Origin of the sequence: Achromobacter sp. EB05 (assembly GCF_044232075.1) — a bacterium.
Classification (GTDB): domain Bacteria; phylum Pseudomonadota; class Gammaproteobacteria; order Burkholderiales; family Burkholderiaceae_B; genus Achromobacter; species Achromobacter dolens.
On sequence record NZ_CP155917.1, the window covers coordinates 3,829,554 to 3,843,058 of the forward strand.

Annotated in this window: 7 protein-coding genes; 3 read left to right on the forward strand and 4 right to left on the reverse strand. The window is 65.9% G+C overall.

Going from position 1 to position 13,505, the window contains the following annotated elements; all coding sequences use genetic code 11:
- Positions 1-12: 12 nt before the first annotated feature.
- Entirely contained in the window at positions 13-702 is a 690-nt protein-coding gene (locus tag AAID08_RS17335) for an ABC transporter ATP-binding protein (RefSeq protein ID WP_054502169.1), read from the reverse strand.
- Complete coding sequence (locus AAID08_RS17340) at positions 695-1,927, reverse strand: lipoprotein-releasing ABC transporter permease subunit (protein WP_231132972.1); 1,233 nt, start codon at positions 1,925-1,927, stop codon at positions 695-697. The genes AAID08_RS17335 and AAID08_RS17340 overlap by 8 nt, the downstream gene beginning before the upstream one ends.
- A 190-nt stretch (positions 1,928-2,117) precedes the next feature.
- Between AAID08_RS17340 and AAID08_RS17345 the strand changes: the two genes are divergently transcribed.
- Positions 2,118-3,056, forward strand: a complete 939-nt coding sequence (locus AAID08_RS17345) for a hypothetical protein (protein WP_054502167.1) — start codon at positions 2,118-2,120, stop codon at positions 3,054-3,056.
- Positions 3,038-4,738 carry a single-stranded-DNA-specific exonuclease RecJ gene (gene recJ, locus AAID08_RS17350; RefSeq protein ID WP_054502166.1) on the forward strand — a complete coding sequence of 567 codons (1,701 nt, stop codon included), beginning with the start codon at positions 3,038-3,040 and terminating at the stop codon, positions 4,736-4,738. Before AAID08_RS17345 ends, recJ begins: the two co-directional genes overlap by 19 nt.
- A 93-nt stretch (positions 4,739-4,831) precedes the next feature.
- Here the strand turns inward: recJ and AAID08_RS17355 are convergent, their stop codons facing one another.
- Positions 4,832-10,495 carry an autotransporter outer membrane beta-barrel domain-containing protein gene (locus AAID08_RS17355; protein WP_064525910.1) on the reverse strand — a complete coding sequence of 1,888 codons (5,664 nt, stop codon included), beginning with the start codon at positions 10,493-10,495 and terminating at the stop codon, positions 4,832-4,834.
- Between the two features lie 263 nt (positions 10,496-10,758).
- Complete coding sequence (locus tag AAID08_RS17360; protein ID WP_064525912.1) at positions 10,759-12,069, reverse strand: MFS transporter; 1,311 nt, start codon at positions 12,067-12,069, stop codon at positions 10,759-10,761.
- A gap of 296 nt (positions 12,070-12,365) precedes the next feature.
- On the opposite strand from AAID08_RS17360, the gene prfB reads away from it, so the two are divergent.
- Positions 12,366-13,470 (forward strand): peptide chain release factor 2 gene (gene prfB / locus AAID08_RS17365; protein ID WP_155755545.1). Its coding sequence is split into 2 segments (ribosomal slippage): positions 12,366-12,446 and positions 12,448-13,470, totalling 1,104 coding nucleotides; the frame shifts between segments, so codons are not numbered across the junction.
- Positions 13,471-13,505 lie beyond the last annotated feature (35 nt).

A 13,505-nucleotide genomic window follows, 5' to 3' on the forward strand; every position in this document is an offset into this window, starting at 1 on the left:
CGGCCGCGGGCGTCAGCCCGAGACCAGCCGGCCGTTTTCCATCAGCAACTGACGGTCGGCGCGCGCCGCCAGCTCGGGGTCGTGGGTCACGATCGCAAATGCCGTGCCCGACTCGCGATTGACCCGCGTCAGCAGTTCGAACATGTTGTGCGCGGTATGGCGGTCCAGGTTGCCGGTGGGCTCATCGGCCAGCACGCACACCGGCCGCGTCACCAGCGCGCGCGCCAGCGCCACGCGCTGGCGTTCGCCGCCCGACAGTTGCCCCGGAAAGTGCCCTTCGCGCGCCGCCAGGCCAACCAGGCCCAGAACCTCGCGCGCCGCCTCGCGGGCCTTGTCGCGGTTCTCGCGGCGCACGATCAGCGGCATGGCCACGTTGTCCAGCGCAGAAAATTCCGGCAGCAGGTGGTGGAACTGGTAGACGAAGCCCAGGCTGCGGTTGCGCACCTGGCTCTTCTTCGCTTCGGACAACCCGACGGCCAAATGGCCGTCGACCGAGACGGAGCCGCTGGTGGGCACGTCCAGCAGGCCCAGGATGTGCAGCAGCGTGCTCTTGCCGGAGCCGGACGCGCCGACGATGGCGACCATTTCGCCGCGCGCCACGCTCAGGCTGACGTTGCTCAACACCTCGATGCGGGCCGGCCCCTCGTCATAGATCTTGACGAGGTTGTCCGCCTGCAGCGCGGGAGTCACGGTATCAGTCATGGCGCAGCACCTGTGCGGGTTGCAGGCGCGAGGCGCGCCAACTGGGATACAAGGTCGCCAGCAGCGACAGCACCAGGGAGGTCACGCCGATGGTCACGATGTCGCCCACCTGCGGGTCGGACGGCAAGGCGCTGATGAAATAGATCTCGCGCGGCAGGAAATGCACGCCCAGCAGGCGTTCGATGAACGGCACGATCACGTCGACGTTGTAGGCGATCACGATGCCTCCCGCCACGCCCAGCAGCGTGCCGATGACGCCAATCAGCGCGCCCTGCACCAGGAAGATGCGCGCCACTTCGCCCGGCCCCGCGCCCAGCGTGCGCAGGATGGCGATGTCCGATTGCTTGTCCTTGACCGCCATCACCAGCGACGACAGCAGGTTGAACGCGGCCACCGCCACGATCAGCGCCAGGATCAGGAACATCATGCGCTTTTCGGTCTGCACGGCGGCGAACCAGGTGCGGTTGTTGCGCGACCAGTCGCTCGCCATGACGTACGGCGGCAGCACGTTGCGCAGCTCGGCCGCCACCTCGGGCGCCTTCTGCATGTCGGCGATGCGCAGGCGCACGCCGGCGGTGCCGCTGTCGCGGAAAACCTTGGCCGCGTCGTCGTTGTCGACGAAGGCCAGCGAGGAATCGTATTCGTAGTGGCCCGACGAGAACACGCCGACCACGGTGAACTGGCGCATGCGCGGCGCGAAGCCGGCCGGGCTGATCGAGCCCTGCGGCGCCAGCATCAGCAAGGTGTCGCCCACCTTCACGCCCATGCCGTCGGCCAGCTCGTTGCCCAGCACCACGCCGAAGCCGCCCGGCTTCAGGTCGGCAAGCTTGCCCGCCACCATCTGCCGCGGCAGGTCCGAGACGTTGCCTTCGGTGGCCGGGTCGATGCCGCGCACCTGCACCCCGCGCAAGGCCTGGCCGCGCACCAGCATGCCCTGCGCCGCCACGAATGGCGCGCCGGCCTTGACCTCGGGGTTGCGCTTGGCGGCGTCGGCGAACTGCTGCCACTGCTCCAGCACCCGCTCGGGCGCGGCGCCCGGGATGTAGAGCTCGATGTGCGGCAGCACCGACAGCATGCGGTCACGGACCTCTTTCTGGAAGCCGTTCATGACCGACAGCACCACGATCAGGGCGGCGACGCCCAGCGCGATGCCTGCCATGGAACTGGCGGCGATGAAAGAGATGAAGCGATCGCGGCGGCCGCGTCGCTGGCGGATGCGGGCCAACCCGGCATAGCGGGCGCCGATCCAGAGTTCGTAGGGTATTTTCAGCACGAGCGCATTATGGCATTAACCGGCCGCAAAACCGTCCCCGGAATGCGGGAATGGAAGACAAGCCGTGACAAGCTATGGCAGTCGGGGCCGGGCTTAGTTCCCGGCCTGGGTCCGGGTCCGGCCAGCGACTACAATCCTGGCCATGCTGATCGTCATCCCGGGCGCCCTGCCCGCCCTTCCCGTCGCCGCAGAACTGGCCAAGCTGCTGCCCGAGCGCGCCCCCACCCTGCACCACTGGCTGCAGGCCGGCAGCGCCCGAGTCCAGGCCCACGACATCCGTACCCAGGGCTGTACCGCGTTCGAAGCCTGGCAACTGCGCCGCGCCGGCTACGCCACGGAACCCGGCCTGCTGCCGGGCGCCGGACTGGGCCCGCTGCTGGCCGACGGCCAGGCCGGCGACGGCCCCATCTGGCTGGCCGAACTGGTCCACCTGGCCCTGGGCACCGACCAGGCCACCCTGCTCGACCCGACCCAGATGGACCTGCGCGACGCCGAGACCGCCGCGCTGCTGGAGACCGCCCGTCCGCTGTTCGAAGACACCGGCTTTGCCGTCGAACCGTTGACGGCCGCCCGCTGGCGCCTGCGCCTGCCGGACGGCCTGCGGCCCCAGACCGCCAGCCCGCTGGCGGTGGCGGGCCAGCGCCTGAACGACTGGTGGCGCCAGGATGCCGAATCCCGGCCCTGGCGCCGGCTGCTCAACGAGATCCAGATGTCCTGGCACGAGCATCCCGCCAACGAATCGCGCGCCGCGCGCGGCCTGCCGCCCGTCAACGCCCTGTGGCTGTATGGCGGCGGCACGCCGTGGGCCATGCGCCCGGCCGGCCCGGAACAGGTCATGACTGAACTGGATGCCGCGCAACGCGCGGGCGACTGGGCCGCCTGGCTCGACGCCCTGGCCGCGCTCGAGCAGCGCCTGCAAGCGCTGGCCGGCCCCAAGGGCCTGCCGGACCAGCCCGCAGAACTGCTGTTGCTGGGCGACGATCGCAGCGCCACCCTCACCCTGAAACCGCGCGGGGGCCTGCTCGGCTTGCTGCCCGCGCCCAAGAAAAACTGGAGCGCCTGGTGGTCTCACCCCGCTTAACCGTCCGCCGCGCCGACCTCGCCGCCTGCCACGCCCTGGAAGCCTCGGGCATCCACCCGCTGCTGGCGCGCCTGTGGGCCGCGCGCGGCGTCACCCATCCCGACCAGACCAAGCTGGCCTGGCCCGCGCTGCTGCCGCCGGCCGGCCTGACGCACTCGGCGCACGCCGCCGGCGTGCTGGCCGACGCCATCCAGGCCGGCAAGAAGCTGCTGATCGTGGCCGACTACGACTGCGACGGCGCCACCGCCTGCGCCGTCGGCCTGCGCGCCCTGTCGGCCATGGGCGCCGATGTCGACTTCCTGGTGCCGAACCGCTTCGAGACCGGCTACGGCCTGTCGCCCGCCGTGGTCGAGCTGGCCTGCCGCCATCGCGCCGGCAAGCCCGACATCATCATCACCGTGGACAACGGCATCGCCAGCGTCGACGGCGTGGCCGCGGCCAACGCCGCCGGCATTGGCGTGGTCATCACCGACCACCACCTGCCCGGCGACACGCTGCCGGACGCCCTGGCTATCGTCAACCCGAACCAGCCGGGCTGCGGCTTCCCGTCCAAGAACCTGGCCGGCGTCGGCGTCATCTTCTACATGATGCTGGCGCTGCGCGCCGAGCTGCGCCGCCGCGGCGTCTACGCCCCCGATGGCGGGCCGCGCCTGGACGCGCTGTCCGACCTGGTGGCGCTGGGCACGGTGGCCGACGTGGTCAAGCTCGATGCCAACAACCGCCTGCTGGTGACCCAGGGACTGCAGCGCATGCGCAGCGGCCGCCTGCAGCCCGGCCTGCGCGCCCTGTTCGCCGTGGCCGGGCGCGAGCCGCGCGCCGCCAATGGCTTCGACCTGGGCTTCGCGCTGGGCCCGCGCATCAACGCCGCCGGCCGTCTGGCCGACATGAGCCTGGGCATCGCCTGCCTGACCACCGACGACGAGGCCCAGGCGCTGGAGATGGCTCGCGAGCTGGACAACATCAACCGCGAGCGCCGCACCATCGAGGCCGAGATGCGCGAACAGGCCATGGCGGCCATGGAAGCGCCCGACGCCGCGCCCGGCGCCACGGTCTGCGTGTTCGACCCGGGCTGGCACCAGGGCGTGGTCGGCCTGGTGGCCTCGCGCCTGAAAGAGAAATTCTGGCGCCCCACCCTGGCCTTCGCGCCGGCCGGCGACGACGAGATCCGCGGCTCGGGCCGTTCGATTCCCGACGTGCACCTGCGCGACGTGCTGGACCTGGTGTCCAAGCGCCACCCCAACCTGATTCGCAAGTTCGGCGGCCACGCCATGGCGGCCGGCCTGACGCTGGGCCGCCAGGACTTCCCCGCCTTCGCCCCCGCCTTCGACGCCGCCGTGCGCGAACTGACCGGACGCGACAGCTTCGAGCCGGTCATCGAGACCGACGGTTCGCTCGAATCCGGTTACGCCAACGCCGAGGTCGCCGGCCTGCTGCAACAACAGGTCTGGGGCGCGGGTTTCGCCGCGCCGCTGTTCCTGGACGAATTCGTGGTGCGCAACCAGCGACTGGTCGGCGAGAAGCACCTGAAACTGTCGCTCGAACGCGGCCACCAGCGCTTCGATGCCATCTGGTTCGGCCACGACCAGTCCTTGCCCGAGCACATCCAGGCGGCCTACCGGCTGGAGCAGAACGTGTGGAACGGAATGGTGTCGGTGCAGTTGGTGATCGAACACGCCGGGTGATGTTGCCCGCCCGGCGCCCGCCGCGCGGACTGGCTGTGCCCCCTTTGCAGCCATGAGGGTGCGACCAGGCTGGCTGGGCGCACCCTTCCCGGCTCAGAACCGGTACTTCAGGCTCAGGCCGCCCTGGGTGTCCCGGTAGCCGTGGTCGCCCTGTTGATGGGTGACGTTGGCTGACAGCGCAAGGTTGTCGCTGAGGTTGCCCGAAACGCCGATCCTGGCTTCGCCGACGTTTTCCGCACCAAGCATCCAGTTGCGATTGGCGCCCATCGTGACCCCGTACTTGTTGGTGTTGTGCAACCAGTTCAATTCAAGCGCGGTTTCGACCTGGCCGGCAACGCTGGCGCCAGCGGTGGCCGAGCTGCTGACCATGGCCAGGCGCGCGCCGAGGCGCGTCTGGATATTGCCATCGCCTTCCCCCTTGACCGTGGTCGGGCCCGCGTCCTGCTGCACGAAAGTCCTGGCCTTGACGCCGCCGTACATGATCTGCGCTTGCGGCCGCACGCGCAGGCGGTGTTCGCGGCCGCCACCATTGCTGAAGGATGCCACGTCGATGGCATAACCGGCTTCGATCGAGGCGGTCATGCCGTCGGCCTTGTATTTTTCCTTGAGGCCGCTGCCTTCAGCGCTATTGTCGAAGTAGTTGTAGAGCAGCCAGCCATCGACGTAGCCGCCGCGGTGGCTTTGGCCGTCCTGATACCAGGTGCCATACACGCCAGCGCTATAGCCGTCCACCTGACCCCGGGCGTTGCCGGTGGCGGCGTTGCGGGTCTTGCTGCGTTGCTGACCATGGCCCGCCATGAGGCCGACGCGCCACGCATCCTGGCCGTTGATACTGCCAGCGATGATCGAGCCCCCCAATTGCAGCAGACTGCGGTCGGCACTGAAGCGGTTTGCACCGTCGAACATCATGCCGTGCGTGGTTCCCCCTGCGACCCTGGCCCAGACGCGGCCGCGCGCGCCGGTGACGGGGTCGACGGATTCGCCGCTTTCGCGATCGCTCAAGCTGGTGTTGAACAGCGTGTTCGCCGCAAGCAGGTTGCTGGCGTAGGCGCCGAACAAGGGGCTGACGTTGTGATTCCTGATGTCGTCGGAGCCCGCCGACGGTCGCTTGGCGCTGGTCAGATACCAGATACCGTTGGCTTTCTTGTCGGCATTTTCCTTGCTGTTGAGCGAATAGACATACCCGCCCGCGGTGACGTCGTTGGCAAGCACGAAGGTATCGGTGCCGCTCGCGCCTTCGGCCACGGTGATGAGGGTGATGCCTTCCACGGTCTGGCCGCCCGCGCCGCCTTCATTTTCAACGGTCACCGCGGTCTTGCCGCTGGCCACGCCTTGAATGATGAGCTGGTCGGCGGGACTGCCGTCGCCCCCCAGCACCGCGCCCAGAATCACCGCGCTGCCCTCCCTGCCTTCCCAATCGCCGTCGATGGTAAAGGTCTGCACGGCGCAAGAGTCGCAGTTCTTGAGATTGAGCGTGCCGCTGTTGAGGAACTTGCCCCTCGTGCCGGCGGCGCCGAGTTTGAGGGTGACCGGCGTGGATACGGGCGTCCCGTTGGCTTGAACGTCGTTGAATACCAGGGTCCCCTGGTTCTCGATCCCGGCGAAGTTCTGGTTCGTCGCCCCCAAATTGAGCGTGGCGCCAGGACGGATGGTCACATTGCTGGTATTGGCAATCGCGTTGACGATCGCGGTCTTGAGCGTACCCGCCTCGACGGTGGTGGCGCCGGTGTAGGTGCTGGCGGCCGCCAGTTCCAGCGTGCCCGCGCCCTTTTTGGTCAGGGTTTTGCCGTCCCACTTGAAATCATTGGTGGCCGCGTCGACCCCCGACACATCGGCCAGCGCCGTCGCCAGTTTGAACGCGCCGTTTTCGGCAATGGTGAAGTTGCCGCTCGATTTATTCTTGTCGTCCTCATTCCAACGGAGCTTGTAGCTGAGTTCCAGCTTCTTGGCGTCGCCCGTCGCGACCTGGAGGCGAGGCGTCAGGTAATCGATCTCGGTCGCGCTCGTATCGAAGACGGTGACGCTGGGCGTGCCGTTGAGATGGATGCCGTTGGTATCGTTGCCAGCGGGCCCGGTATTTGGCAAGGTCAGGATCACCCGAGGCGTGTCCAACGCTTCGCTGGTAGCGGGCGGATGGGCGTCGGTCAACTTGATGGGATCGCCGGCGGCGATATTCAGGTTTCCATCTTCATTGATGTAGTCCTTCAGGTTGTCGACGCCGGGCGCCTGCCCTGTCGTGATGACGAGCGGTTTCGTTGACGGAATCGTCGAAATGAACGTGTCCGCCAAGCTGCTCAACACCCAAATGCCCTCGTTAACCTTGCCGGTGGCGTCTTTTTTGCCTTGCCTGAGCTTATAGACGTAGCCGCCCGCGGTGACCGGGCTGTCCAGCACGAAAGCATTGGCCACGCTGCTGCCCGTGGTGATGAGGGTAATGCCGCCATCGGCAGTGGTTTCGCCCCCCGCGCCGCCGACATTACGGATCTTGACTCTGGTGGTGCCGGTGGCGGCGCCAGTGATGTCGACTTTGTCGGTATTGCTGTCATCGCCCGCCAGTGCCGCGGTCAAGGAAATCAAACTGCCGACATCGCCGAACCAGTCGCCTTGGACCTGGAAGGTCTTGCCAACGGTGCTGTCGCCGGTGTCGAGCTCGAGCCTGCCGGCATTGCTGACGTTGCCGGCCAGGCTCATCGGGCTGGCGCCTTTGCTGCCCTCGCCTCTGTCATTGAACGCGATGATGCCGCGATTGGTGATGGCGCCGTGCGTGTTGCCGCCCACGGATTGGGCAAAGCCGCCCATGTTGAGCTTGGCATCCGCGGCAATCGTCAGATTGGCGCTGGTGGAGAAAGCATTTTCGGCGCCGGTTTTGAGTTCGCCCTGGTTGATGATGGTGTCGCCGGTGTAGCGGTTGCTGGCTGCCAGCACCAGCGTGCCCGGGCCGTTCTTGGTAAGCGTCTTGCCGTCCCACGGCGTGGCGCCGTTGGTGTTCGCCCCCGTGTCGGCCAGCGCCGCGCCGAGCTCGAAGCTGCCGCCGCCAACGGTGAAGGTGCCGTGCGCCTTATCGGCCGTTTCGTTCCAACTGAGTTTGTAGCCGGCTTGCAGGGTCTTGCCGTCCGGAGATCTGGACACGTTGGCTGTCAAATAATCGGGTTGCGCCGCGCCGTTGAGGATGACGTTGGGCAAATCGCCCTTGATGGCCCCGGTGACGCTTGCGATCCCGACGCCGCTTTTCTCTGCCTCGGTGATGCCGGGCATCGTCATGTCCAGCGTGACGCCCTCGGCGAAGATCATGTCCCCGTCTGCGTTGACGACATATTGCGCCTTCTCTTCGGCGGTCAGCGCCCTTGAGAAATCGAAGGGCAGCGTGGTGCCGGCCTCGATCGTGGGACGGATGACGTTGTCAGTGTCCTGGTGCTCACCTGCAGAAGGGGGGGTCTGCTGCTCGGGAGCAGGAGGGGCCGGCACATCGCCATCATTATCCTTGGCGCTGCTCAGATACCAGACTTTCTGATTGGCCGAATCGGCCTTGTTCAGGAGCGAATAGACCAGGCCGTTGGCGGTGAGGGTTCCGGTGCTCAAGATGAAGGCGCCGCTTGCGCTATCTTCGCCGGCGGTGATCAGGGTGATGCCGTTTGTCGTGCCTGTCGTCCCCGCGCCATTGATATTGCGCACCTGGACTTTGGTGGAGCCGGTGGCGGCGCCGGTGATTTCGACTTTGTCGGCAACGCTGTCGTCGCCGTTGCCGAGGGCGGCGGCCAATTTGATGAGGCTGTCGGTACTGCCAGTCCAATTGCCAATGATCCGCAACGTCTTGCCAACGGTATCGTCGCCGTTGTCGAGATCGAGCGTGCCGGCATTGAGCAGGTTACCGGTCAGGCTCGCCGAATTTGTGCCCGTCTTGCCGGCATTCATGCTGTTGAACAGGATGACGCCGTTGTTGATGATGGCCCTGTCTTCGCTCCCGGCCTGGGAGAATCCGCCAAGGTTCAACGTGGCACTTGGGCCAATCGTCAGCTCGCTGCTTTTTGCAAACGCGTCCGCGATCCCGGTCTTCAGCACGCCCCCGTAGATCGTGGTGGCGCCGGTGTAAAGGTTCGCCGCCGTCAACTGCAACACACCCGGGCCGGCTTTGGTCAGGCTCTTGCCATCCCACTTGTTGGACGCCGGAAGGTCCTTGATATCGCTCAACGCCGCGCCCAGGGTAAAGTCGCCGCCTTCGGCAATCGTGAAGGTACCGTGCGCCTTGGCGGGGTCTTCGAGCCAACTGAGCTTGTAGGTGGCCTGGTAGCCGATGGGGTGGGCCGGTATCACAGACAGGTTGAGGCCGAATTTGTCATCATCGACCTCCTCTTGGGTCCGCTCGCCGCCCATTGCAATGCCGGATGCGAACGTCAGATAATCGACCGGCGACGTATCGGTGACGACAATGCCGCCGACGGCGGTCTTGGCGAAATCGCCATCGACAAAGACTTCCGGATTGAGTTGATTCTGGGTAACAAACAGGAACTGATCGGTCGCGCTGCCGTCGGTGATGCCGGCCAGGTTGAACGTCGTGCCGGTTCTACTGATGGTGGCCTTGCTGTTATTGAGGATGAGCCGCAGACTTTCCGGATTGCTGGATTTCGTGCCGTCGCCTTTGAGCGCGCTGCGGGCAATGACGGAGAAGGTGCTGCCATCCTTGAAGACCAGGTCGCCGATCCGCGTCAAGCCCGTTCCCGACACCATCAGCGTAGCGCCTTCGCCAATGGCGAGTTGCGGCATGCGCATGCGATTTATCACGGCAGCCGAATCATCGGCGGGAAACAAGGTGGCCGCCAGCTTACTGCGCTGTGGCCCTTGCTTGATGTCGGCGAAACCTGTTTGGTGCGTTCCGTTCAAATCAATCCACTCTGCCGCATTATTCAAGATATGCAGCGAACTGCTGGACGAGCCGACAGGCGCATCCAGCACCACGCTGCCGTTGATGGTGGATCCTCGCTCGAGCGTGAGCAGGTTGTTGCCGCCGGTGAAGTGGAGAGCCTCCCCATAGCGGCCGTGGACCCCGCTTTCCTGGGCCTCGCCTCCTGCCGTGCCAATGCCCTGCCGCCCAAAACCGGGCGTTCCAGCGCTGATTGATCCTGCGGGCGTGGAATCGGTGAACACAATGTCCAGGTCGCTGCCCACAATGGCCGCACCGCCATCGCCGCCATTGCCGCCCTTTACCGGCGGATCTCCGCCTTCGACAGCGCCGCGGCCATTCATGCCATGGGCGCCTGCGCCCCCCTTGACTGAACCACCGCCGATGACAATCCGAAGATTGCTGCCATGAATGGCGTCCGCGCCGCGGGCGCCATTTTCGCCAACCTTGACGGCCGGGGTCCCCGCCGCGCCACCGACCAGGGCGCTGTTTACCCGCACCACGTTGTTGTCGCGCAGCGAACCGTCTTGCGTGGTGAAGACATACGCCGTTTCGCCATCGGTCGCGGACGCATAGGGCTGCTCCTTGGCACTGCCGTTGTGGCCATCCAGCCCGGCGGGCTGCGCCGCCAAGAACGGCGTGTTGTCCTTGGTCAGCAGGATGCTCTGCGTGCCAGCCGTTTTCGTGGGCGTCTCCCCTGCCACTTCTGCCGCATGCACGCCGGCCGCCTGCCCCGAGAGCGCCAGAGCGACGTAGAGGGCGGTGGTGGTTTTGCGGGGAATGAAACGCCTGGACTTGGCGTGGCTGCGGGTTGGCCGGGGCTGCAGGCGGAAAGCGGCGCGCGAGGAAGCAAGGGTCATGATGGTTTTGAACTCCGCGGCCGCTGCGGTCAGAATGACCGAGGCAGAGCCGCAAAACTGCCAGGGGAAAACGCGTCAACGAGAATGAATCATTGACGCAATACTCCTCAGCATTTTCGGCACAAAACTGGCGGAAAGTTTCGCTGCCGCCTCGAAGCAAGACCAAATGACGCTCGGCGCCACAAAAGAAAACGGGCGCATCCACGAGGATGCGCCCGTTTCGCTCGCGGCCCCATCCAGCAGGGCCGGCGCGCGCGGCTACGCTATTTGTTGACCAGCCTGGCCGGCTGCGCCAGCGCCACCAGCGCGCCGACCACCAGGCACGCCGACAGCATGTACAGGCCGGTGTTGGTGGTGCCGGTCATGTCCTTGAGCCAGCCCACCAGGTAGGGGCTGACGAAGCCCGCCAGGTTGCCCACCGAGTTGATCAGCGCGATCCCGGCGGCGGCGGCGGTGCCGCCCAGCAGCGCGGTCGGCAGGCTCCAGAACAGCGGCAGCACCGTGCAGATGCCGATGTTGGCCACCGTCAGCGCCAGGATGGCCAGCACCGTGTTGCCGCTCCAGATCGCCGAGAACAGCAGCCCCAGCGCGCCGAACAGCGCCGGAATCGCCACGTGCCAGCGGCGCTCGCGATTGCGGTCGGAGTTGCGCGCGATCAGGATCATGCCGATCACCGCGAACAGGTTCGGCACGGCCGTCAACAGCCCGATCGCCAGCGGACTCTGCACGCCGGTGCTCTTGATCAGCGTCGGCATCCAGAACCCCACGCCGTACAGGCCCATCACGAAGGAGAAGTAGATCAGCGCCATGGCCCAAACCCGCGGATGCGCCAGCGCGGCGCGGATCGGCGGGTCTTCCTTGTGCTGCTCCTCGGCCGCGATGTTGCGGATCAGCACCGCCTTCTCGTTCGCGGTCAGCCACTTGGCCTTGTTGATGCGGTCGTCCAGGTAGATCAGCACCAGCACGCCGATGATCACTGACGGGATGCCTTCCAGCAGGAACAGCCATTGCCAGCCCGACAGGCCATGGTCGCCGTGGAACGTATTCATGATCCAGCCCGAGATCGGGCCGCCGATCAGGCCGGACATCGGCACCGCGGTCATGAAGAAGGTGGTGATGCGCCCGCGCCGGGCGGCCGGATACCAGTAGGTCAGATAGAGGATGATGCCCGGAAAGAAACCCGCCTCGGCCGCGCCCAGCAGGAAGCGCAGGAAATAGAACATGTGCACGCTGGTCACGAACATCATGCAGGCCGAGATGATGCCCCAGGTGATCATGATGCGCGCGATCCAGACCCGCGCGCCGACCTTGTGGAGAATGATGTTGCTGGGGATCTCGAACAGGAAATAGCCAATGAAGAATATCCCCGCGCCCAACCCGTACACCGTCTCGCTGAACTGGAGTTCCTGCAGCATCTGCAGCTTGGCGAAGCCCACGTTGACGCGGTCCAGGTAGGCCACGACGTAGCAGACGACCAACAGCGGCACCAGCCGCCACCCCACTTTGCGGTAGATCCGGTCCTCCTCAGCCGCCGGGATCGCCGGCGAGACCCCGGGGGCCATAGTGTGTTCCATCAATGTCTCCTCCTCTGACGGGATAGGCCGGTCATGGACCGGCAGCTTGTCCGGTCCCGCGTCCCCAGCGGGGACATATGGGCCGGCAGACCAAGCCTAGAACCCGGTAGTTGACAAAAAACTGAACAACTATGCCCTCTGCGCGCAAACCCCTAGAACGATCCGACAGAATCGGGCGGAACCTCGGCGAAACCTTTTTTCGCCCGACCCGTCCCCCTGCATGCGAGCGGACCCGACGGGACGGCGGCTTACACGGTAAAATGCCCGGTTTCGCACAAAAGTCATCAGGAATCATCATGGAAGCCGAACGTCAGAACCAGCTCGCAGCCCGCCTCGCCGACTACGCGGAGCGCGAACAGGCTCTACGGAGGTATCTTTGACTACGATGCCAAAACCGAACGCCTGCAGGTCGTAAACGCCGAGCTCGAAGACCCGGCCGTCTGGAACGACCCCAAGCACGCCCAGGACCTGGGCCGTGAAAAGAAATCCCTCGAGGACGTGGTCGAGACCCTCACCGCGCTCGGCACGGGCCTGGCCGACGCCAACGAACTGTTCGAACTGGCCGCCGCCGACAACGACGACGCCACCCTCGAATCCATCGAGCAGGACGCCAATGGCTTCCAGGAAAAGCTGGAAAGCCTGGAGTTCCGCCGCATGTTCTCGAACCCGGCCGATCCCCTGAACTGCTTCCTGGACATCCAGGCGGGCGCGGGCGGCACGGAAGCGCAGGACTGGGCCTCGATGCTGCTGCGCCAATACCTCAAGTACGCCGAGCGCAAGGGCTTCAAGGCCGAAGTGCTGGAAGAATCCGAGGGCGAAGTGGCCGGCATCAAATCCGCCACCATCAAGCTCGAAGGCGATTACGCCTTCGGCTACCTGCGCACGGAAACCGGCGTGCACCGTCTGGTGCGCAAGAGCCCGTTCGACTCGTCGGGCGGTCGCCACACCTCGTTCGCCAGCGTGTTCGTCTACCCCGAGGTCGACGATTCCTTCGAAGTCGAAGTGAACCCGGCCGACCTGCGCGTGGACACCTACCGCGCCTCGGGCGCGGGCGGCCAGCACATCAACAAGACCGACTCGGCCGTGCGCCTGACGCACATCCCGACCGGCATCGTGGTGCAGTGCCAGAACGACCGCTCGCAGCACCGCAACCGCGCCGAAGCGATGCAGATGCTCAAGTCCAAGCTGTACGAACTGGAAATGCGCAACCGCATGGCCGAACAGCAGAAGCTGGAAGACTCCAAGACCGACGTGGGCTGGGGCCACCAGATCCGCTCGTACGTGCTGGACCAGAGCCGCATCAAGGACCTGCGCACCAACGTCGAAATCTCCAACACGCAGAAAGTGCTGGACGGCGACCTGGATCCTTTCATCCAGGCCAGCCTCAAGCAAGGCGTGTAAGTTCCGCGATACTTCCGTCCACCGTCCCCCGAGGG

Coding starts and splice junctions, on each gene's coding strand:
- AAID08_RS17355 (WP_064525910.1), bottom strand. CDS start 10,495: ATGACCCTTGCTTCCTCGCGCGCCGCTTTCCGCCTGCAGCCCCGGCCA.
- AAID08_RS17345 (WP_054502167.1), top strand. CDS start 2,118: ATGCTGATCGTCATCCCGGGCGCCCTGCCCGCCCTTCCCGTCGCCGCA.
- AAID08_RS17335 (WP_054502169.1), bottom strand. CDS start 702: ATGACTGATACCGTGACTCCCGCGCTGCAGGCGGACAACCTCGTCAAG.
- AAID08_RS17360 (WP_064525912.1), bottom strand. CDS start 12,069: ATGGAACACACTATGGCCCCCGGGGTCTCGCCGGCGATCCCGGCGGCT.